Raw genomic sequence first — 22,782 nt, 5'->3', positions numbered from 1 at the left:
CGGCCGGCGCTTTTGGGGACGGGCGTGCGGGCGTGCGGGGCGGGCGGAGCGCGGTTGGCCGGTTCGGCTGGTGACCGAGGTGGCACCGCACGCGAATATGTCTGTGCGCGAAGTCGAATGTTGCATGGCGGGCGCGCAACGCTATATGGTGACCGAACAAAAGCGCGGTGGCGCGCTGGAGGGAGTTCTGGACCTGGCGCGGTGCCCTTGGGGCGTGGCTGCTGCCGGGGGTGAACCGGAGGACGCAGGATGGACATGGAAACGGGGCATCGCGTGGCGCCGGTGCCGTTGGAGGGGGACGAGAAAGCGGTCAAGCTGGCGACGTTCCATCGTGAGAACGGCGAGGCGATTCCGCTGTCGGGCTGCTGGGCGGTGATCGATCCGCCGTTCGCCGAGGCCGCGCTGTCACGGGCGGTGTCGATCAAGCCGGTCAATGAGCGTGTCGTGGAGCAGATGGCCGGCGATATGGCCGCGCTGCGGTGGAAACCGACCGGCGAGGCGATCGTGTTCGATGCCGATGGCGGTCTGGTGAAGGGGCGGCACCGCCTGCAGGCGTGCATCAAGGCCGACCGGCCGTTCGTCAGCCTCGTGCTGGCGGGCATCGACCCGGGCAGCGTGGAGACCTCGGACAACCTGCGCGGACGCCGTCTGGCCGACATCCTGCACATTCAGGGCGAACCGAATTACCGGTCGTTCGCGACGATGCTGCAGATCCTGTGGCGGATGCGCGACGGTGGATACGACCGCGACGGCACGCTGGGGTCGGATGAACAGCTGCTCGGCATGCTGGAGCGGATGCCCAAAATGCGCGAGAGCCTGGCGTTTGCGGCGGGCAAAGGCCGGACGATGCGGCTTCAGCTTTACGCGGCGCTTCACTTCTTGCTGCACCACGTGGACGACGCCAAGGCGCGCGACTTCTTCCGGGCCATGATGGACGACGGCGCGGCGCTCGCGCAGAAGAAGGCGGACAAGCGGTTGCGCGAAGGGCATCCGGCGCGGGTCCTTAACGATTTCATCATGCATGAACGGTCGATCGGCCACGGCCTGGACCGGAACCGCATGGTCGGGGCCGCGGCCATGATCCTGGCGTGGAATGCCTTCGTGTCGGGGGAGGCCGTCAAGACGCTGCGCTGGAAACCGACCGACTCCGAGGACAATCCGAACGGGTTTCCCAAGATCGCAGGCTGGGACCAGAAGCGCCACGCGCTGGCGCCTGCCAAGATGCTGACGCCGGTCCAGTTGGGCTCCCGGCAACGGGCGCTCGCCGCAGCGGCGACGCCGGCCAAGGCCTCCGCGCGCAAGGGGGCCGGGCGCACGAAGGTGGGCAAGGCGGTCTCGGCCATGCTCAAAGTCGCTGGCGGTGGCGCCGTTCATCCGCTGGCCGCGGAGGTCTGGCAGGCGGCGTTCCCGAACGGCGCCGTGCCAGCCATCGTCCTGCGCATGGTAGGCCCGGACGAGGCGCGGACGCTGCTGGAGCGGAACACCTCGAACCGCGGCAAAGTGGAGCCGATCACGGCGCGCTACGCCCGCGACATGGAGGCCGGTGAGTTCCGTTCGCTGAACGGCCAGACCGTTAAGATGGCGGAGACGGGGCGGCTGCTCGATGCGCAGCATCGGATGGAAGCGATCCTTCGGTCGGGGGAATCGCTGCCCTTCGTCTTCGTCGAGGGCTTGCCGGAAACCGTGTTCGTCGCCATGGACCGCACGGACACGCGGACGTTCAAGGACGTGCTGCTGGACCGCAAGGTCAGCAACGCGGGGACCATCGCGGCGGCGACGAAGTTGGAGTATCTGTGGGAGCAGAGCCGCTTCAAGAAGGTGCACGGCGTGTCGCCGTCGAACCCCGAGCTGACGGCGGTGCTGGCGCGGAATCCGGGGCTTGAGGACGGCCACTGGTACAACGACGACAAGATGCGCCAGCGGATGGTGCCGGCGGCCTGCTGCTGGATCGAGTACCGGCTGAAGCAGGCGGACGCCGCCCTCGCCGCGGAGTTTCTGGCGAAGCTGAAAAGCGGCGCCGGGCTGGAGGAAGGGGATCCGATCCTTGTGCTGCGTGAGCGGCTGACGGACTTGCGCGAAGAACGCAAGAATGCGCGGGCCGGCAAGGGCGGTGAGACGGGCGCCGCGATGGGCGGCACCGAGCTTCAGATCTATCAGGCGGCGCTGACGATCCTGGCCTGGAACGCCTGGGTGAAGGGCAAGGCCATCACGGCCCGCACGCTGGCGTGGAAAGGCGTCGAGAAGGCAGGCTTCCCGGAGGTGGTCGTGCCGGAGGCGCAGGCGTCGCTGCTCGACGTCGTGGCCGACGCCGGCACCAAGAAACGGCGGCGCAAGGCGGCGGCGACCGTCGGCCGCGCGTAGGCTGCTGGAACGGAATGCCGTGGTGAACGGGAGGCGCGGCGAGCGCGCCCGTCCACCACGGTAGGGTGGAGATGGAGGCCTGGCGGGCTCCATCTCCTGGCGAGGGACGAGGGGGCGAGGTCAGGGGTGGCCTCGCCCCCTCTCTCTTTGTCGGGATCAAGGGGCAAGGCGCCCCCCGTGTCCGGCGCCAGGGCGCCGAGTGGCCAGCCCGCCGGACGCGCGGCGTCCGCGTCCAGGCGCTTTGCCCGTGTGCGTGGCCACAGGATGAGAGGCCACGGGACGAGCTGGCCGCCCCCGTGCCACGCGGCGCGCGGCGGACTCACGCGGCGTCGGCGGGAATGTCGGGGGCGATGGGGTCGGTGATGGCGGGGTGGCGGAGCAGGTCGTGCGGGGCAAACATGCCGACCAGGTGATCGCCCAAAGCCGACTGAGCGACGGCGTCCTTGGCGACGAAGAGACGGGCGACGCGGGCCTCGATCGTGCCGTTGATGATCGGCCAGCGGATGCGGCAGACGCGGGTCTGCCCGCGTCGGTGAATGCGATCGATGGCCTGCTTCATCAGAGCGGGGGTGTAATCCAATTCGTAGACGAAGAAATCGCAGGCGCGGATCATCGTGTAGCCGACGCCGGCGCCGTCCAGACTGCCGACGATGACGTCGCTGTGACCGGCCTGGAAATGGTCGACACGCTTCTGGCGCGACCCGGCGGTGACGTCGCCGGTGGCAAGGTCGACCGTGTAGCCCGCGGCGGTGAGGTCGGCGTGCATGCGACGCAGGAGGTGACGGTGGCGGCCGAAGATCACGGCGGGCCGGGCGCGGACTCCGCCCGGTGGCACCGGCTCCTGCCGCAGGAAGGCGAGGACCATCCCGAGGACGTGATCGTATTTCGCCTCGCCGGCTTCCTTGCGCAGCCGGGCGATCTCCGAGAAGAGGGTGCGGTGCCTGGCCTTCGCGGCGTTGCCCGAGGCGTCCGACGCCGCGTGCTGGGCCTCCTCCACCTTGGCGTCGCGCTCCCGGATCCGCTGCAGAACGTCCGGGTCGAGCGGGACGTCGATCATGTCATGCTCTTTGGGCGGCAAATCCAGGACGTCTTCCTTCAAGCGGCGGATCATGATGCCGCTCTTGAGAAGGTTGGCGAGGAAGTCCAGACGTTGACGCTGTGCGGGGGTGATCTTTTCCGGGTCGTTGACCTTGTAGAGCCGGTGAAAGTTGGCCTTGTGGGGGAACACGTCGGGGGCGAGGGCGTGCAGCGGGGCCCAGAGATCCTGGGGTCGGTTCCAGACGGGGGTGCCGGTCATCCAGATCAGCTTGCCGGCGCGCGGGGCGATCTGGGTGTAAACGACGCGGCCCGCCTTGGTGTCTTCGGATTTGATCTCTTGAGCCTCGTCGCAGATGAGGATGTCGAAGGCGATGTCGTGCAGGGCCGTGAGCTTGGCCAGCAGTTCGTAGGAGACGATCAGGACGTTGGTGCCGGGCGGCAAGGTCGAGCGGTCGGGGGGCGGGGCGCCCTTCTTCCGGCGCGCGGCGGTGCCGAAAATGGCGGCGACGTTGGGCGGGGCCAGCCATTTGCCGCACTCCGCGAGCCAGTTCTTGAGCAGGCCGGCGGGGGCGAGGATGAGGGCGAGGCGCGGTTGTTCGACGTTGATGACGCCGAGGGCCTGGGCGGTCTTGCCGGTGCCCATGTCGTCGGCGATCAGGGCGCCGCGGCGGGTGCCGGCGAAGCGGATGCCGTCCTTCTGATCGGGGCCGAACGGGAAAGGGGCGGTGGGCGATTCCGGGATCGGGCGCGGGTCGGGGGTGTTGGGGTCGGGAACGCACCGGATCATCGCCTCGGCCTGGAGGCGAAGCTCGGCGGCGTCGGTGGCGTAGGCGCGCAGCTGCTGGGCCTGCTCGAAGTCGTTGCTGACGTGGGTTCCGGCGCGGGGCCGGAAGCCGGCGCCCTTGGCGGCGGGGTGGCGGCAGGTGTAGAGGCCGGAGTCCGGGTCGAACTCAAGGACGGGATCGCTGCCGGGATTGGGGGCGCCGTCGGCGCCGTCATCCCCCGCGCCGTCGCCGTCGCTGGCGTCGGGCGGGGGCAGTTGGACGAGGTCGGCGACGGCCACGTCGGCAAGGCGATCGAACGGCAAGGCGGCGATGACCTGGAGGCGGCGGTGCAGGTCGTCCTCCGCGATGTCGTGCAGGGTGATCGCGTGGCGCAGGTCGTGGGTCTGCCAGAGCTGGTGATGCTCGTTCCAGGTGAATCCGGCGGCCTTGGGAAGGTGGTGGCTGTCGGGGCCGGTCAGGCAGATGATGCGGTCGTTGGTCGCCATGACGAAGGGGACATGACGGGGACGCGCGGGGCGGCTGAAGCGGGGGAACAGGTCCTTGAGGGCCTGGTCGGCAGCCGCGTCCGCGTAGCACCAGAGGAGCCGGGCGTGGTAGGGCGTCGGGCAGCGGTACTGGGTGCGGGTGCGGTCGAGGATGAGGCCAGTGCGGGAGGCGAGCGCGCGAGTGTCGCCGGTGCCACTGAGCCAGAAGGTCGGGACCGGGGCAAAGAGGTCGCGCTCGGCGGTCAGGACGTAGGGCTGGGGGTGGCCGGATGTGGCGGTTGTGAGCGGCGCCGGGGACGTCTCTGAAGCGGCGGAGGGGGAGGCGACCGCGGTGAGGGCAACCGCAGGACCGGCGTGGGCCGACGCGGCGATGGTGGCGGAACCGTCCATGAGGCGGGGTGGCTCTGGTTGAAGGGGGCGCCGTGCGGGCGGGCAGCGGTGGAGCGGATAATAGCGGACGAAAATGGACGGCGGAAGGGCAATATCGGTTTTCGAGTGGCGGCGAGTGGGCTATGGTGGCACGGATGAAAACGAACAGAGGGTGGGTAGAGCCCTTACGGTTCACGAGACCGTCCACCCGCGGTGAAACCGCCCGCGAACACCCGACTCTTGGAGACGCTATGAGCAACGTGTACCGCGGCACGCCCGACGACGTGTCGGCGTTTGCGAAGGAGCTGCGCGCCGAACTGACGGCTGTGATGGCGGAGGGCGGGCCGCCGCCGGGTCTGTGGGATCTGGCGTTCATGATCAATCATGTGGTCGGCTCCCCCTGCTGGGACATTCTGCCCGGGGTTGAGGCCGTCGGAGCGCTGAGGATTGTCTGGCGGGGGGAAAACGTGCCGCTTGCTGATGCCCGTTACCTGTGGGTCATCGGTGCGGACGTGTTTGTCGAAGGCGAACTTCCCGAAGACCCGCGTCAGCGCAGCGTGTACCTGGAGATCCGTCGCCGGTATCGGGACCATTGCGCTTCGGGCAGTAGCCCCCGTCCAGGTTCCCCCGAGGTTCGCGCCGCACACGCGTTCAGCGATGATTTGGCTCAGAGGGTCGCAACGGCCTCGGCCGCCCTCCGCGAGCTTTCCGCCGAAACCGGCAGCGCCACACGGCATTGAGCCACGCCCGCAAGCAACGGCACCGCATGAGCCAACAGACAGGAGGACGCCGTGGGAGAAGGTTTCAGGGGAACACCGGACGAAGCGGCCACCATTTCCGCCGAACTCGGGACGGCATTGGGTCAAGTCCGCGGGGATCTGGGCAGACCGCTGACCCAAGACGAGACCTTTGCGGCGATGGCGGGGATCGCCGGCACGCGATGCTGGGACGCCATGCCCGTGTGCGCGTCGGTCGGCGTTGTGCGTCTCATGTGGCGCGGTGCCGGTGTGGCGTCGAGCGATGCGCGCTATCTTCTGGTGACGCCGGACGGGCACTGCTTCGTGGAGGGGCACGTCCCCAGCGATCGTGTCTCCGCGGCGGAATATCTCGCCATTCGGCAGCGGTTCCTCATCGCCCATCCTCCGGTCGACCGGCCGCTTCCAGGATCGCCCGAAGCGGTGGCGGCCAAAGAGGCCTATCAGGCCCTGGTCGACCGGGTTGCGGACGCGATCGCCAAGCTGACGGCAGAAGCGGGGGGCGATACGACGACCATTCACTGATGGACAGGAACCCCGATAACCGACCGCAAAAAGGTAAGGGCCTGGCTTCGTTGACCGTCGGTGCGGTGACTAGGGCGCGCTCACGGGTGTACTGTGATCCGGGTGGAATGGGGAGGCGTCATCATGGAACCGAAACAGGTCGATCGGCTGGTGCTCTGCACCGTCAACGCGCCGTGGAAACGGCACCTGAGTGCCGTCGAGTTGGCGGACGCGGTGGTCACGGTCGACCGGGGTTTGCTCCCGCACCTGGCGAACTTCTTCGGTGAGGTCGATGGAGGCCTGATCGTGGCGTTTGCCACGCTGCATGGGATTGACCAAGCCACGTTGTACCAGAGTTACCGGATGGTCGAGCAGCTAACGGCCACAACGAACAAAGACCTGGAGGTGGCTTTTGCCGGTATGGGAGTCTCTGCTTAAGCGGGCAATGGCGGCGATCGCCGCGACCGAGCGACTTGGCGTTCGGGTGCCCGGCTGGACGTTCGGCGGTGGCACGGCGCTGATGGCGCAGCACCAACACCGGGAGAGCCAGGACATCGACATCTTCCTTCCCGATCCTCAGCTGCTGCCCTTTCTCAGCCCACGACTCAATGATGCGGTCGATGCCGGCGCGTATCGCGAAGCGGCTCATTACCTCAAGCTCAGTTTTGATGAGGGCGCCGTCGATTTCATTGCCGCGGGATCGTTCACGGACATTCCACCGGTCATGGCGGAAATTGGCGCGCACACGGTTCCTCTGGAGCATCCCGTCGAGATCGCGTTGAAGAAGCTGTATCACCGGGGCGAACATCTGTCGCCGCGCGATGTTTTCGACGTTGCGGTCGTCCTCCATGAACATGAGGCGGCGCTGGTCAACCAACTGCCGAAGCTGGCTGAGATGAAGACGCCCCTCATCAAGCGTCTGAACGCGCTGCCGGAACCCTACTTGGCCGCGGCCCTCGACGAACTCGTCATTTTTGAGCGGTGGGAGCCGCTGCGCCGCACCGCGCTGCCCGCCGTCAAGGCCCTCGTCGATGCCGTGCCCGAACCGGCCGCCAAGAGCAGCAGGGCGCCAGTTTCGGGTCCAAGTTTCCGCGACGCCGGGTGGTGGAGGTCTGAGACGCCGACGCCGTCACGGCCGCTTCGCGCATACCTGGACATCGCGGCCGCGGAACCGTCACCAGCGCGGCGGCTTTTGGCGCTCATGCAGGCCGTGTCCGTCGCACATGCGCTGGAAACCGCCGCCAAGACGGCACACGCACCGTTCTTGCGGCGCTGTCGGGCCACTACAGAGGTCATGCGCGCAGACCTCCGGCGGGCACACGCGGAAAGACACCTTCGGACCGCCGCTGGGCCGGTGTACATGACTCCCGAAGCCATGGTCGCCCGAGTCACGCACGACCTCACGACAACGGCGGCCGATGCCATTCTGGCGGACGTGGTGCGTTCGCCGGAACGCTTTGGGGATCTGCGGGGGGCCGGGGTCCTGCTGTGGCAAAGCGGCGAACGACGGCAAGCGTTGAGCAAGGTGGGGGAGGTGGCGACGGCGGCGTTGCAGTGGAGCAAAGCGCACGGGGCATTGGTCCTCGCCGAAGACGCCCTCGCGAAGACCCGCATCCCAGACCCCGACCGCCTAAGTGCGGCCCAAGCGATTTCGGCAACCGAGTTGTCGGCAATCAGCGCGTCGCCGTACAAGTCTCTTCCTGGGGTCATCGCGGCAATCACTGGCCTGCAGAAGGATTTGACGATAAAGTCCGTGCAAACCGACTGTGATTTACCGGCCTGGTGGCGTGATCATTTGTGCACGTATCTTCCTGGGGCCGATCAAGACCAAGAACCCGACGAGTGGGGCATGGCATAAATTCGCGGCGCAGGAGCAACCCGCCTGTGTCGAGGGTGACACAAGGCCATTGCCCCGAACACATTGATCGGAATGCGACGTCAAAGCCGATCCTCAGGCGGAGGCTCCGTTTTTTGCGCGCGGCGTCCCTGGACCGCGGCGAGGCGGGTGGATGCTCCGGTGATGGAGGCGAGATCGATGCCAGAAGCGGCCATGGCTTGGACCATGCCGACACGGGTGCTGTGGCCGGAGATGCCGCGGACCTGCTCGCTTGCAGCGTCAGCCTGTTTGGGCACCGTGGCGCGCCGTTGGGCGGGACGGCATGGCGCGCGGCGCAACGTGTGGGTGAACGCCGGAGATAAAGACAATTATTGCCTCGCAGCGTTAGCGGATGCAGTTCTTAAGCGTCAAGTCGAGGGCTTCCGATGGCACCTCGGACTGAAACTCGCTGATCAGGAAGCCGGCGTACTGGAACGGGAAATCGAAGCGAACGCGGGTAATCGCGTTTTTGCGAATGGCCTTGGTCACTTCCGCTGAAAGCGCCACCAGCATCGTGAACCGACGGTTCTTGTCGATGGAGGCCCCAACGATCGCCTTCGTATCCAGCGTCGTCTTCCAACCCCGTCCCGACAGTTCAATCTGGTCCAGTGAACCCGCAACCTCCTCCGCCGACAACGGCTGCGGCACGCCGTATCCCTCCTTGAGCCAGCGGTCGAGGTAGGCCATTGAAGAGGAAATGCCGAGAAAGGTGCCTCCTTTGCCGGCCCGACAGAATAGGGCAAAATGGACGGGCGGCCGTGGTACATACGTCACCTCGTTTGTCAGCACCGCGCCGCCGCCTTTCGCCTCAATGCGCCACCCTGTGTCGCTGGAGCCGGTGTTGTCGACGAGGAGCTTTTTTGCCTCGGCTTCCGACAGGAAGCGCACCTCTGTGGGCGGGGTGGAACCCGCGAGCGCCACGAGGCCCGGGGACGCCCCCATGCGCTGCACGTACTCAAGGACAATCCCACCGAGCACCTGGTTCAGCGACACGTCGACGGCCGAGAACGTCTTCCTCGTCGGTTCATCGAGGGACTTAGCATCGTAGAACTGGTGGACCCCGTAGCGGTCGTCTTTGTCGAGAAAGCGCGTGACGCCGCCCAGAAAGGCATAGGCACAGGCCGAAATGCAGATACCTGGCGACCTCGCAGACCAGCTCTGACCGTCCTCGCGGAAGGTCGTCCGGCCAATGCCGGTGTCGAGCTTTGCGTCACGAATCATTTCCCCGAGCTTGAGGGCGGCCAGCAGATTGCCGCCGGGCGAATTGAATTGCACCGTCGTATCGGTGGCGCCGTGCTGCTTCATGAACTCGGTGAAGCGTTTCGGGGTGTCGGCCGTGATCATGCCCTCGGCCGCGATCCAGTCCGACCCTTTCATGTTCCCGCCGTTCCCGGTGTAGGTGAAGGTCATCGGCGCGTTGGGATCGATGCGCCGGTTCGGCTGCTGATCCTCAGCGGCGACGGCGCCCACCGAACTGAGCACCAAAGCCGCCAACGACATCCAGAAGCTCGCTTTCATCATTGTTCCCATGTTCGTGTGTCTGCGGCCTCCAATAGTATAAGCAGCGTGGTGGAGCGAGCGCAGTGGAGCTTTCGTGCGAGTTTGTCGCTTATTGCGAATAACCCCTGTTTCCACGCGCGTGCGATGACGATGGCAATGGTTACATCGAGTGAGACGCGCATGGCGGATCTGTCGTTCTCCATACAAGCGTCCGTCTGGCACATGCCACTCAGTACGCCTTATCGCCATTTTCGCCTGCGAATGTGACAACACGACGAGATCCGCTTCATGCGGAATTTGTCTCATTGCCGACATATCTCAGCCAGCCCACTTCTCTTGTCTTTGGTTGAGAAGAAGCTCGAGATCATCGCGCGAGGCTTTGGCATTTCAGTACTGCTCAACAACAATTTAGCAGAACGTGGGTCGCAGTTTCCGAATTCATGTAGAAAAAGCTCACATTGTGTTCCCTGCACAGCGTCATCACGGCGTCGATACCTGAGAGTAGCATCCGCTCTTTTTCCGAGGGGGCTGTGTCAACGATTATCATGGCAGTTTCCGGACGAGCGTTGAATCGGACGACCTCACGGCGACTGTCGATGAGCTTGCGGATGTCGCGGGCAATCTCGGAATAGCCTAGACGCCCGCCGTCACGCTCTGACACCTTGACCTCGGCGATTAGCAGCATGTGGCGCAAGGTCTCGGTACAGTTCCGGCCTCTCCAGTCACCATTCACCAACGGGTGGAAGATGACGATGTCCGGGATGGTTTCGGCCACGGTCAGGCACGGCCCGCGTACAATAACCTGTCCTTGGAAGTGGCACGTGGACGGTTCCGGGATGCGCTGCCGCACGTTCATGCCAAGCTGCTGGGCCTGAATGGAAGTCATTCTCAGGGCATGGTAGATCATGGCTTGGTAGTGCAGCTCGGAGCCGAGGACCTGCCGGCACTCGGCAACGATGGTGGGCCATGCCCGTGCGAGTGCGTTCAAAGCTTGCGTCGGTGTCAGAATCATGATCTCACGCGGATCAAAGCGATTGGCGGGGCGGCCCAGGACGTCATTGTCCTGGGCCATAGTGGGTACAACTGGCACCTGATCAACTTGCGTCTGGGTCTTGTCCGTTCGGCTGGGCATCCTTGATGGCCTTTTCCAGACATTCGACCACGGTGCTCTGCCATTGGGTATGAATGTTCGCGCGGACCTGCTCAACCATCTCAGTGAAATGTGGGCAATGCTCAAGCCAGTCGTCGAAGCGCGTTTGGACGCGCCCCTTGTAGCCCGTGCCGCGGCCATATTCGTCCTGGATGCGCTTCCACCACTCCGTGCCCTTTTCGCCCGTAAAGAAGTTTTCGAAAAGACGACGAGCGTGATCTTCGACAAAGAAAAGAAACATGGTTTGGGCGTCGTCAAAATCGCTGCCCATAGCCTCCAGGCTTACATGGACGGGGGCAAAATCACCGAACAGGCCATTCATTTGCCGAATGGCTTCCTCGATGCTCTTTATGGCGGGGCCTGACGCGTCATTGGCGATAGTGCGGCATTCGGTGGCGATGAGCAATGGAACGGAAAACCCGGCGTAGAGGCCCTGACGGCGCATAGACGCGGCCAGAGAGCTTGCGTGAGCACGCCGGAAGCCCTTTAGAAACCCGGCGCGGGGATCCCGAGTGATCGCTGGAAGGCTCCTGACCCTTTTGACCAGTTCGGTTAGGTGTTGGGCAATGACTCTGTTTCCCTCTTCGACGCGGACCAAATCCGTGTCCTGTTCCAAGCGATCGACGAGAGACACGTATGCGGTGGCGGCCCGACGCTTCGGTTCGCGCAGGGTCTCGATGAAGGTGAGAAGCTCTGCCCAAAGCGTCGCGGGTTTGTCCTTGCGGGCGTTGAAGAGGGAAATCGGAACGTCGCTGACCTTTCCACTGGTGAGGGAACGTTGGATTTGCACCCGTTTGACCTCGTATCCCTCTTCGGCGTCCTCCACAGGCAGTTGATCGTCACCGAGGACCTGCAGGGCTTCATCCCACTTTGCGAGCAGCAACACGCACAGGCGCTGGTCCCGAGCGGCCTTGGTGCCCCGCTCCTCGTCTTCGCGGATAACGTCCAGCACGGCGGTGTCGACCGACGTAAAGGCCGAGCAGAGGACCGACAGCGTTCGTGCGTCCTCGACCAGGGTGAAGAGGTCCTGGCGCTTGGTGGTGCCGTCGATTCCCTTGGTGTCGACGATGGAGATTTGGAACGGGAGGTCCGGCGCAAGCTCCCGAGGCAGAGTGATGGTGATCTTCAGCGGGATCGTGACATCGGGATGGCTGCCGTTGTTGATGCGCGTGACCGTGCTGCAGATCCATTCCGTGGGATCAGCGCCGTCCGGGCAGACCATTCGCACCGTCTTACGTCCCGGAAGGTTCACCCGCCGCATGACTTCCTGGAAACGTTCATCAGGATCCGCAAAACTCTGACACAGCGCTTCGAGCGGCGACGGTGCCGGGCTTCCCCCTGACGTTTTCAACCTGGCCCGCTTCTCCCGGTCGGCCAGGTCGGACATGTTGAGGAGCGCCTTGGCGATCTCCGCCGTGACCGGTGTTTCATTGAGACTGCATTTGGAATCCAGCCACTGTCTGACCCATGTGGCAACGTCCTCATCTGGGCAGGGCACGATATCGACGGCGGGCTCCACTCCTGAGCAAAACGCCATCTCGCACAGGGTGGTGAGCCCAGCGCTCGTGGGCAACCCGGTCCTGTCGTCCAGCATCAGGCCGATCAGGGAACAGATGACGGTCGTCTTGCCCCGGCCGGCCTCTCCCATGAAGGCAATAGTGTGCTCGCGGTTGGCCAGGAATTTGGCCACACCGACCATCTGTTCGCGCAGGCGCTTGACGCGCGGAATCAGGATTACATCGCATTTGGTGCTGCTGGTAAAAAGGTCGAGGCGTTCCACAGCACGGACAAGGTCATAGAGGTAGTCGCGGTCAGGATGCCTCCAGCTTACTCGGTCCAAGCCGAGTTTTTCCCATCGGGAGTTCTGAAAATTAAGGAACCTGTCGGGGTGGGGGAATCCGCAGGCCGTCAAGAAGCGGTACGCTTCGGTCAGGCCCACTTCACTCTTTTTCAAAACCCTGGAAAAGCTGGAATCGGTCATGCCCATGGCGGCGGCCACAGCGCTGTTTCGGCAGCCCAACTCGTCGCGGACGGACAGGAGTTCGCCCATCAGAACGTGATGCTCCATGGTAATCCTCCACAGAAGATTGAATGCGGGACAGAACGCAGGTATGCGCTCGTTGTCCTCGAAAGAGCGAAGTCGTTCGGAAAAAAACCGGGCGAGGCCGGTAAAGGTCGTTGCAACGCGCCTTTCATGAGACACAACAAGTCGCGTAGTGGCGTGTTTCGCCGCAACGCTCAAAACAAATGAGATCTTATGTAGTAACATGATCGATGTAATCCGACAGACGAACGGCCGGGAAAACGACGCAAAACAAATGGCAATGAGGTTTCGGCTATAGACTCAACGCGTCTCGCTTATGATAGTTCCTGAAATGGCATTGCCCTTATCCGACTCATTGCCCTTATCCGACTCATTGCCCTTAAGTGCCATATTGTCTGGCTTTTGGACTCGGAAACCCGTTGCCATGTTAATTGAGAAAGGGGTTTGTTGTCAGAAACTCCAGTTGGCTTGGGTAAGGGACTCAGGAGCCCGATGCCATCTTACCCGAGAGATTGGCCTAGGGTCTGAAAGAGCAGTTGGCCAGCATGAGGGTCCGTAGAGTCAGTGCTTTATGTGAACAGGGGGATGGCCAACGGTTCGGAGAGAAAGCACAAGCTGTTTTCTCGCCCTTGTCCTGTTTCCCCGATGATCAGCTTTGTCCCCTGGCTCAGAGATCCATTCATGGGCAACCATGCTTGCGGTGGGGGCAGGGGCCGTCGGCGGACAACACCGGCGTTATGGCACGAATGCCGTTCGCGAAAAACGGATGACGGGATATAATGCCAAAAATGGAGACACTGCCCGTCGAGGAGCCTCGTCATGGTTGAGTTGCGCGTGAAGCGGAAAGCCGTTGTAATCCTCGATCCTCTGGCGTTGAACGGTGGAGTCGTCGTGGTGCCGAGGGCGACGTTTGTGGCCGGGCGCCTGGACGTGGAGACGACCGAAGACCGGGTGACCATCGTGTGGCGGCGGGGCGGCGGGCTCGCCGACGTGGCGCTGCTGGCCTATGAGGCGCACCGGCACGGTGTGGCACAGGAGGCGATGGTGACACTCGCGGAACTGCTCGTCGACACGGTTCTGCGGGCGGAGAGCGGCAGCGGGAGAAGCAGCTGGAAAGTGGCCGCGGTAGTGTCGTGGATGGCGATCGCGGGGTTGGGCGGGGTGCTCAGTGGGGCGGCAGCCATGGGCGGCGAGGAATCATGGTCCCGGCTGGGAACGATGGCGGCGGCGAAGGTCTGGCCGTCGACCTGTTCGACGCCGGGCCAGGGAGCGGGAATGGGCGTGGCGCCGGCGCCGGGCTCGGCCGGGGTGGTGTTGGGCGGGGCGGCGGGTTGGGGCGGCCCTGGGCCGTTGCCGCCGCGCCCGGCGGCCGCCGCGGCGGCGGATGGGGCGGGCCGAGGAGGTGGAGGCTCGGGATTGGCCGCTCCGGACGGGATGCGACGGCGGGTGCAAGAGGCGGAGCGGGCGCTGCAGGCCCAGGTGGAGCGTCTGAGCCGCGAACAGGCCGAACAGGGCGAGCGGGCGGCGAACGCCGGCGACGGCAGCGGAGGCTTTGCAGCGGGGCCGACGGTGAAAACAGGAGTGTTCGTGCCGCTGGCCGAGTAGGCGATCCGGGTGCAGGACCCGCGCGGTGCGTGGCGCGTCTAAGGGCAGGCGGCGTCGAGGCGGGCGAGAGGCCGTGCGGACGCCCGGTAGGGGATGAAACCCGCTTTCGGCGCAGACGTTACGGCGGCCGGCGGCGGGCTTTGCCGCGTCAAGCGCCGACGAAGCGGGCGGCCGGGGTGGTGGGGAGGGGCGGGCGATTGAGCGCAGCCTTCCCGCTGCGGACGCGCGGGCGGGGGTCGCCGGCGAGCCGGGCGGTCGCCAAGGCGTGCTTCAGGGCGGCCAGTTCCGCGGCGGCGGATTCGGCGGCATGGCGGTAGTAATTGGCAATGTGGACACGGATCGCGCTGGTCAGATTGGCGGACGATCCGGTGGCCGCGATCTCCGTCTCGACGGCGGACAGTATGGCGCTGGGGGTCGTGCCTTCGCGCAGCGCAATGTCGCGGAGGTTTTCAATCAGCGCGTCCTCCAAGGCGAGCGAGGTGCGGCGGCCGTTGATCCTGAAAATTGTGGGGCCCGCGGTGCGGGCGGCGTGCGAGGTGCGAGGCATGGCTGGCGTTCGTGCTGAGGAATGGAAGCGTGGAATGCCTCGGACCATACCGATGTATGAGGCGTTCGGAATGTGAGATACTTCACATCGCGAGACGGGCGTTGTGTGGAGCAAGAAGGGGACAGGCGCCCGGGCGGGTGGGCCTACGCAAAACCCGCCCTGGCGAACCGGGGCGGGGGCTGGCGAAACGGGGGCGTGGTGACGCGTCGCGGGCCGGAGAGCGCGGGAACGCGCTCAGCGGCCGGTGTGGAGTGGGCCGAGCGACGTGACCAGGGCGGGGACGTCGGACGCGTTGATGCCCAGACGATAGCCGATCTGGCCATCCTTGGTGCGGTAGAACAGGAAGGGGACGCCCGACAGGCCGTTGGCGTCGAGCATGGTCATGCGCATCTGGTCGTTGGCCGCGACCTCGGCGCGGGCGGTGGACTGGGCCGCAGCGTCGGACGGCTTGGCGGGCCGGCGTTCGGCGTGGTCAATCCAGGCGGCGGAGCGGTCGGCCGCCGGAGCGGACAGAATGTTGGTCGCGGACACAAAGCTCTTGCCGCCGTTGCCGGCAGCGAGCGGGGCGGTGACGAGCCAGCGGACGCGGACGCGGCCGGCGTCGAGTTCCGGGAGAATGGCCGCGGTAAAATTGGCGCAGTACGGGCATTCGGGGTCGACCACCGCGTAGATCAGCGGCGCGGTGGGGTTGGTGCCGGACTCGATCCAGGTGGCGGCGTCGAAGGCGGCGAGCATGGCACTTCCCTTCAACGGCGGGCGGGATTGGACGGCTTGGGGGCTGGCGGTGGAGGGGCGGGATGTGGATGGGGTGACGGGCGTGGCCGCCGTTTGGTCGGGCCCCGCCGCGGCGGAGGGGGGCGGGAGCTTGCCTTCGCTGGCGAGGACGGCAATAGCGGCGATGGTGTGCTGGCCGAGCAGGTAGACGAGGTCGCCGCCGGGATTGGTGGGGTTCACCGCGAACAGCTTGCCGCCGATGATCGCGGTGCCGGCCGGGTTCGTGTAGACGATGCGGACGTCGTTGTCCTTGGTGGCCATGAACCACACGTCGAGACCGGAATGCGGATCGTTGGTGAGGAAACGCGGCTTGGAGTAACGGTTCGGGTCGTTGGCGGCGGTCAGGCGGTCGCTGTCGGCGATGAGTGGCGCCAGGACGGGAGCGGCGGTGGGATCCTTGCTGTCGACGCCCGCGGTATGCTCGGGAGTGGCGACGGCCGAACTGGTGCCCGAGCCAGGCTTCACCGAAGCGGCGACCGGGCCCGGAGACGCGGGCGCGACGGTCGTCGGTGTGGACACCGGCTGAGCCTGGGCGGCGAGAGCCGTCGTCAGAAGGGCGGCGGCGACACTGGCGGCGAGCGTTCGGCGGCGGGACATGGCGACGGGCCTCACGTTGTCAGAAGCGGATATCGGATGGCGGATTAGCGCACGCGGGGTCGGGCGGGTCAAGGGGAACGGTGGCGTGGCGGTGACACGGACCATAGGGAGACCCCCCTGAACCACACACGAATTGACCCTGAAACCACGGTAAAACTGGCACGGCATGCGGAACCACGGCCCGAGCGCCGAGCCAGGCTGCGGTCGAACCGACATCTTCGGGCATGGTTCCCACCAAGACGGGGCGAACCGTGATGTGGATCCGCGCAGCAAACTTTGTCGTCACAAGCCTGCAAGAGCGGTCCCATCGTGGAAGGCCTCGCATCGGGGTCAGGTGTCATGGGGATTCTGAGTCACGATGCAAGGCGCGTTTCGGAGCCGTTCAATGGCGTGGGTGGGTCAGTCGCAGCGTGGCCCAACACGGTGGCCACGCGAGTCGGTGGAGGGCGGATCCGTCCAAGTGGAGAGCGAGCGTGGTCAGAGAGGCGGAGGAGGGACGTCGTGGCGGGAGCGAGGCATGGGCGGCGGGCCGCAGGCATGGCGGGAACGGCGAGCCACGGTGGCGCACGACGAGGCGGCAAGCGCGCGCGGCGTGGCGGGGCGGCGAGCCGTGGCCGCAGAGCGCGGGCCGTGCACCGCGGAGGCGCGAGACGGGTCGTTTCCACGGCAACGATGGTCGACGGTCGTCGGGCCCAATCGCCGCATTGCGCAGCGGCGGCGGTACCGACGGGGAGGCCCGGCGCGGGAGGAGAACCGGTGAGGGGGCGTCGGGGGAGCGGGAAAGCGGTACCGACCGGGTGACGGTAACGAGGCGGGCCGGGCCGCCTCGTCCATCCTGTTGATCACGCCATCTCTGGCTCCACCGCGTCGGCGGCCTGGTCGTGCTCTGGCGACCGGTGGTCGGACTGGGGGGGAGCATCCGGAGCACGATGGGTGGTGAGCGAGTACTCGGCTCCGTGGGCGAGGGCGTGTTGGAGGCTGGCTGGGTCGGCTTGGATGAGCCGCGCCGCCTGGTGGGCGAGCGCGTGCGCGGCCGCCTGGAAATCGCCGAGGGCCACGTGAAACGCGCGGTTCGTGGGCGTGGCGCCCAGCTGCTGGGTGGCGATGGCGACTTCCAGGATGGCGTTCTCGGCGGTCGTGAGCGCCTGCAGGCGGACGGCTGGCGCGGCGGTGGGGGACCGCGCGGCGGTCTGGGCTTCGGAGGCCTGGGATAGGGTGTCGTCCAGGTGCAGCCAGGTCACGAGGGTGTCGCGATCGGCCGGAGAGAGGGTCGGGTCGCGGGCCAGGTCGGCGGCGCTAAGGCTGTGCGACGCCGGGGCGGCGGCGTGATAGAGGACAGCCGCCGCGGCATCGAGGTCGGTGGTCGTGCCGACGACGGAGAGGCGGACGTCGGACGTGGTGGTGCCGGAGGCGGACGGGAGACTGGACCACGGAATGGCGTCGCGGATGGCGGCGCGGATCTCCTGCGCGGCCGGGGCGTTCGGGGTCTCGGCGACGGCGGCGCGGGCCTGGGTGGCGGCGTGGGCGGCGGCGGCGTGGGCGACGGAGGCTTGCGCACACGCGCGCACGGCGTCGGGGAAGATCGCGTGGGCTTCGGCGAACTGGCTGGCGTGGTGGTCGGCGTGTGGCGCGGTCTCGTCAACGGTGAGCCGCGGGCCGAGGTCCGCCACGGCCGGAGGGGTGGCGATCCACGCGGCGCGGGCGGCGGCCGGCGTCGCGTCGAGCGCGGCCAGCACGGCGGCCGGGTCGGCGTACAGGGCCGTGACCGCGTCGCGCAGGTTGACCGCGCGGAATTTCAGGTCGGACGCGGCGTTCCTTTCCTCCCGCTCGGCGGCGGCGAGCGGCGCCAGGAGGGAGGTTTCGAGCGACGCGACGGTGGGGCGGGTTTCGACGAGCAGGTCGAGGAGGGTGGCGGCGGCCAGAGCGCGCTGGGCCGACGTCGCGGCCGCCAGGAAGGCGCGGGCGGTCGCGTGGATGGCAACGGCGGTCGGGTCGGTCGGGCGCGGGAGCGGTGCGGGCGCCATGATCAGGGCGGCGACGATGCCGTCCGCGGTGGCGATGCGCTGGTCCGCGCCCTGGCGGAGGTGGTCGGGTGTGATGGTGGAATCGGCGGCGAGAAGAGCGCGGTTGGCACGGCCGGCGGCCTCGGCGGCGGCCTGGATGTCGGCGCGGGCCGGGCCGTCGAGGAAGGGCAGGCCGTTGGCCAGCAGGGTCTGACGGGCCAGCCCGGCGTCGCGGTAACCCGGGAGGTGGGCATCGATGGTCCAGTCAAGCAGGCTGGTGGCTTGCAGGGCGGCGACCACCGGCGTCACGCGGGCGGCGTAGGCCTCGGTCGGTGCGTCGTGGATGCCGTAATCGAGGTCGACGGTGGCCAGGTGCTTCAGTTCAGCCGTGCGCAGGGCGTCGTGGCCGGGGGCCTCGGCGAGGGCGATGGACAGGGAGGCGATGCGTTCCTCGCGGGCCACGCCCGCCGGGTCGAGGGCCGGGGGTTGCTGTGCCTGCAGGGCGGCCGGGTCGGCGTCGATGGTGTCGGCGAGGCGGGACAGGAAGGCGGTGGTTTCCGGTTCCGCGACGCCATTGATGGCGCCGTTCGGGTCGAAGCGCAGGGCGGCGGTCAGCGCGGCGGGGGCGTTGCCGTAACGGGCGGCGGTCATGGACAGCCACTGACGGCCGATGGCCACCGTGTCGAAGGCCTCGAGCAGGGTGGCGTCGAGCCGCGCGAGGGCCGGAGGCGTGGCGGCGGTGATGGCGGCGTCGGTTTGGGCGGCAAACAGGGCGGCTTCGATTTGGGTGCGGGCCTCGGCGGCGCTCATGGCGGCGTGGGCGCGAACCACTTCGGGGGCCTGGGGGGTGGCGAGGGTGGCGAGAGCGGAGTGAAGATCCGCGACGGGGTCGGGGGGCATGAGGGCAGGACTGGAAGCCACGGATATCGCGCTTTGCGCGGCGGCATCGGCGTCGCCGACGGGGGAGGCCGCGGTGGGTTGAGGGGCGGTGATGGGTGGGGTTTGGTCCGCCGGGGCGCGGAAGGCCTCGTAGGTGGCCTGGACGGAGGCGTCGGTTGCGGGTAGGCCGTTGGCGCGGAGGGCGTCCACGATGGCGGTCTGGAGGTCCCAGGCGCTCGACTCCGTGTCCCTGCGCTCGTCGCTGAAGTCGCTCCAGGACATGGACGTGAATGCGGTGCGATCAATGTCCTGGAGGTTCGCGGACACCAGGCTGGCGATGACCTGCGGGTCGGGTGGGAGCGGATCGGTGCCGGTCTGCGGGGTGGCGGACGTGCTCTCGGGAACCGGCGGCGTGGTCGGCGCGGCGGCGTCGTCCTGGCTCCAACGTTCGTGCGCGGCGGCCAGGGCGGCGTCGCTCAGGGTGGCGGCGAGGGACTTGCCGAGGGCAGCCTCCGGCGGGTTGGTCATGGCGGCCGCGGCGGTCAGGATGTCGGCGTCCGTGACGCCCCGCAGGGCGTCGATGCGGCGGGCCTCCGTGTCGTCGTTGGCGGATGTGACGAGCGGGGCGAGGGTGGCGATTTCGGCGTCGATGACCGTGCGCGTGGCGGCGAGCAGGGCCGCGGCGGGGGAGGTCGTGGCGATCTCGCGGATGGTGTCGCGGGCGTTGGTGGCGCGGGCCAGGTCGGCGCGTGCGGCGTCCACGGCGGCTTGGGTCGGGCCGGCGTCCTCGGCGTCGCTGAGGACGGCTGCGGCGCGGGTGACCCCCTCGTCGGCGAGGGCGACGGCGAGGGTGGCGAGGGGGTGGGACCGAGCGATCCGGGGCGCGGTGGCGGGCGGAGTGGCGTTGGCGCGGTCTGTGGCGAGGGTGACTTCGTCCGCGATCCACAGGCGCAGGGCGTCGTCTTCGGCGAGGGCCGCGGTGATGATCGGGTCGTCGTGGAGGGTGCCGGCGCGGATCGCGGCGATGCGCTCGGCTTTGGTCAGGGCTGCGCGCGCGGCGGCCAGGGCTTCGGTCGCGGCGTCCACGGCGGGTTGGTCCAGCGAGGCGGACAGGGCGGCCAGGGACGCTTCGGCGCGCGCAACACGGGCAGCGGTCAGGTCGATGAGACGCTTGGCCAGCGGATCGGTGGCGAGGGTCGGGGTGGCGGCGCCGGGACCCGCCTCGGGCGTCGCGGTGGCGGAGGCGGGGGACGGAAGTGGCCCGCTGGGGGCGGGGCTGGTCGGGGACGGATCGGCGGCGGGGGGCGGGTTGTCGGGCGGGGTGGTGGCCCGCTGGTTGGTGGCGGCGTGCGGATCCTCGAAATTTGACTCCCTTGCGTGAATGCCGGCGCGCTCGGGGAAGCGGTCGGCGAGAAGGCGCATGTAGTCCTGGAGTTCCGGGTTGAGGACCTCGATGCCGTGCTCGTAGCAGGCCTTGGCGAGGTCCATCTTGAACTCCCGGCTGCCCTTCAGGCGCACCGAGGACATGCCCTTGGCGGCGGCGATTTCGATCAGGAGTTCGGCCTTTTGCGGCGTGCCCTTGCTGTCCAGCATGATGCTGCGGCCGTCGTCGCGGATGTAGGACCCGTCGCGGAATTCCACCTTCACATCGTCGGCGTACTGGCCGGGGCGGATGCGGACGTGAGCGATCTCCTGCTCGTGCTTGGCCGCGAAGTGGGTGCGATAGAACTCGCCCAGGTCCTTGAGGAAAGCGTGGCGCTGCTTCTCGGGGGCATGATCGACGCCAAACTCTTCACCGAGGGCGGTGTCCTTGCCCGGACCGCTGGCGGTGGTCTTGGGCGGACGGACCGTGGTGTCGGAGGCGATGCCTTCGCGGCGGTTGTGGGCGTCTTCGGCGCGAAGGCGGCGGGCGTCGGAGTCGGCCCGGGCGCGGGTGGCCGCGGTGCTGGCGGCCTGGAGTTCGGCGGCGCGGTCGGCGGCCTCGCGTTGCCCGGCGACGAGGATGTCGGCGGCGGACAAGGGGGACGGGGTCAGGGTGTCCATGATGGCGTCATCCTCGTGGTCGGTCGTGATGAGGAGGTCGTCGATGTCGCGAACCATGTCGGCGGCTGCGTCGTCCTGCGTCAGACGGCGGGCGAGGTCGAGGGCGATCTCGTCCTCGGTCGGGGGGCGGTCTTCGTCGTCGAACGACGGCATGGCGCGGGCGTCGTCATCGATGCCTTGGGTGTGTGCGGACGGGGCGTCGTCGGCCATAGCGTCGAGCGGGGGCATCGTGCCGGCGGCGGACAGCGCGTCCGTGTCCAGCGGTTCGGCCGGGCGGCGTTGGCTCGGGTGGGTGATGGCCGCGACGGCGGCGCGGATGACCGCCTCGGAATGGCCGGCGAGATGCGCCCTGGCCCAGGCACGGTTCTCGGCGCGCTGGGCGCCTTCGAGCTTGTAGCGGGCGGCGGTGCGGTCGTCCGCGAACGCGGCGGCGCGGTCCGCCGCGCGGTGGGACAGGATGGCCTGCTGGAGCGCGACCAGGTCGTTGTTGTCCTCGGCCGGGAGGAGCAAGCCCGGGCGGCCACCCCACGCGGGCAGGCCGGCGGCGATGCTGTAGGCGGCCAAAGGGATGTTCAGCGCGGCGGCGGCAATGTCGGCGTCGGTGTGGCCGGCGCGCCGGGCGGCGTGTTGGGCCTGGCGCTCCGCGCTGTCCTCGGGGATATGGTCGCCGGCTGGCGCGCGTTGGTCGGCGGCGTCCCACGCCTGACGGGCGGCGTGCACCGCCGCGAGCGCCGGCGGCAGGGCCGCGGGCGCGATGGTGGGGGTGTCGGGTGCGGCGTCAGAGGATGCGGGTGATGACGGGGATGGAGAGGATTGGGACGCGGGGGAGACGGCGGGGCCTGGACTTGCCCCGACCGTGGTCGCGGGAACCGCGAAAGGGCGGGAGGCGGGGTCCTCCGTCGTTGCGGAGGTTGCCGCGGTTTGGGCGGCGGCGCGGGCGTCCGCGACGGGATCGTGCGCGGGCTCGGTCGGCCGCCATGTGGCGGGGTCGGGCAGCGGGGCCGGGGTGGCGGCGAGCCGCTGGGCCATGGCGCTCAGGCTGGCGAGGGTGGGGTGGAGGGGAACGCTGGCCGGGGGGAGCGTGACATCGTCGGGGTGGGCGACCATGTGGGCGCGCAGGCGCAGCAGGGCGTCGCGAGCGGCGGTCCGGTCGGGCGGCGGCTCGCCACGGCCGCTGCGGGACGCCTTGAGGGCGGCGCCGTCCTGGGCGTCGATCGCGGCAACGGCGGCGGCGATGGCGCGGTCGAGGGGGAGGGCTTGGGCGAGGATTTCCGCGCGGATGGCGGTCAGGTAGTCGGTGGCGCCACCGCGGGCGAGGCGCACGCGATCGACGCGCTCCCGCTCCGGATCCCAGGCGAGGGTGCGGCCCAGTTGCTCGGCGAGGCGGCTGTACGCGTCCGCTTGCGCGTACCACGCGTGCCAGGCCGGCAGGATGGCGGACACGGCGGCGTCGATGGCGGCCGGGAG

General features: G+C 67.7%; 13 protein-coding genes. 6 read left to right on the top strand and 7 right to left on the bottom strand.

Annotation, left to right across the window (positions count from 1 at the left end; translation table 11 throughout):
• Window positions 1–249: 249 nt before the first annotated feature.
• Entirely contained in the window at window positions 250–2,361 is a 2,112-nt protein-coding gene (locus M2351_RS26705; RefSeq protein WP_264659081.1) for a hypothetical protein, read from the top strand.
• A 319-nt stretch (window positions 2,362–2,680) separates the two neighbouring features.
• On the opposite strand, the gene M2351_RS26700 is transcribed toward M2351_RS26705, so the two are convergent.
• On the bottom strand, window positions 2,681–5,059 hold the full coding sequence (locus tag M2351_RS26700) for a DEAD/DEAH box helicase (RefSeq protein ID WP_264659080.1): 2,379 nt from the start codon (window positions 5,057–5,059) through the stop codon (window positions 2,681–2,683).
• Between the two features lie 230 nt (window positions 5,060–5,289).
• Between M2351_RS26700 and M2351_RS26695 the strand changes: the two genes are divergently transcribed.
• From M2351_RS26695 to M2351_RS26680, 4 genes are all read left to right on the top strand, one after another.
• Window positions 5,290–5,778 carry a hypothetical protein gene (locus M2351_RS26695; protein WP_264659079.1) on the top strand — a complete coding sequence of 163 codons (489 nt, stop codon included), beginning with the start codon at window positions 5,290–5,292 and terminating at the stop codon, window positions 5,776–5,778.
• A 51-nt stretch (window positions 5,779–5,829) separates the two neighbouring features.
• Window positions 5,830–6,318 (top strand): hypothetical protein, encoded by a 489-nt coding sequence (locus M2351_RS26690; protein ID WP_264659078.1) that lies wholly within the window; start codon window positions 5,830–5,832, stop codon window positions 6,316–6,318.
• 123 nt (window positions 6,319–6,441) lie between these two features.
• Window positions 6,442–6,735, top strand: coding sequence for a hypothetical protein (locus tag M2351_RS26685; protein WP_264659077.1), 294 nt, complete (start codon window positions 6,442–6,444; stop codon window positions 6,733–6,735).
• A 7-nt stretch (window positions 6,736–6,742) separates the two neighbouring features.
• Window positions 6,743–8,155: a nucleotidyl transferase AbiEii/AbiGii toxin family protein gene (locus tag M2351_RS26680; protein ID WP_264659076.1), complete on the top strand. Its 1,413-nt coding sequence runs from the start codon at window positions 6,743–6,745 to the stop codon at window positions 8,153–8,155.
• A 363-nt stretch (window positions 8,156–8,518) separates the two neighbouring features.
• Here M2351_RS26680 and M2351_RS26675 read toward each other — a convergent pair whose 3' ends face one another.
• The 3 genes from M2351_RS26675 to M2351_RS26665 form a co-directional block, all read right to left on the bottom strand.
• Complete coding sequence (locus M2351_RS26675; protein ID WP_264659075.1) at window positions 8,519–9,694, bottom strand: COG3904 family protein; 1,176 nt, start codon at window positions 9,692–9,694, stop codon at window positions 8,519–8,521.
• Window positions 9,695–10,070: 376 nt separating this feature from the next.
• A complete protein-coding gene (locus M2351_RS26670) occupies window positions 10,071–10,745 on the bottom strand; it encodes a hypothetical protein (protein WP_264659074.1) in 675 nt (224 codons plus the stop codon).
• Between the two features lie 22 nt (window positions 10,746–10,767).
• On the bottom strand, window positions 10,768–12,891 hold the full coding sequence (locus M2351_RS26665; RefSeq protein ID WP_264659073.1) for a hypothetical protein: 2,124 nt from the start codon (window positions 12,889–12,891) through the stop codon (window positions 10,768–10,770).
• An 870-nt stretch (window positions 12,892–13,761) separates the two neighbouring features.
• Between M2351_RS26665 and M2351_RS26660 the strand changes: the two genes are divergently transcribed.
• The gene (locus M2351_RS26660; protein WP_264659072.1) at window positions 13,762–14,472 is read left to right on the top strand and encodes a hypothetical protein; all 711 of its coding nucleotides are present in this window, start codon (window positions 13,762–13,764) and stop codon (window positions 14,470–14,472) included.
• 148 nt (window positions 14,473–14,620) lie between these two features.
• Here the strand turns inward: M2351_RS26660 and M2351_RS26655 are convergent, their stop codons facing one another.
• The 3 genes from M2351_RS26655 to M2351_RS26645 all read right to left on the bottom strand — a co-directional run bounded on the left by M2351_RS26655 (window position 14,621) and on the right by M2351_RS26645 (window position 22,758).
• Window positions 14,621–15,019 carry a ribbon-helix-helix domain-containing protein gene (locus M2351_RS26655; RefSeq protein ID WP_264659071.1) on the bottom strand — a complete coding sequence of 133 codons (399 nt, stop codon included), beginning with the start codon at window positions 15,017–15,019 and terminating at the stop codon, window positions 14,621–14,623.
• 234 nt (window positions 15,020–15,253) lie between these two features.
• Complete coding sequence (locus M2351_RS26650; protein WP_264659070.1) at window positions 15,254–16,390, bottom strand: hypothetical protein; 1,137 nt, start codon at window positions 16,388–16,390, stop codon at window positions 15,254–15,256.
• 842 nt (window positions 16,391–17,232) lie between these two features.
• Window positions 17,233–22,758 (bottom strand): LPD7 domain-containing protein, encoded by a 5,526-nt coding sequence (locus M2351_RS26645; RefSeq protein WP_264659069.1) that lies wholly within the window; start codon window positions 22,756–22,758, stop codon window positions 17,233–17,235.
• Window positions 22,759–22,782 lie beyond the last annotated feature (24 nt).

This window comes from Azospirillum canadense, from assembly GCF_025961225.1.
Taxonomy (GTDB): domain Bacteria; phylum Pseudomonadota; class Alphaproteobacteria; order Azospirillales; family Azospirillaceae; genus Azospirillum; species Azospirillum canadense.
Note: the sequence above shows the minus strand (reverse complement) of the source record. Positions and strands in the feature narration are given on the sequence as shown.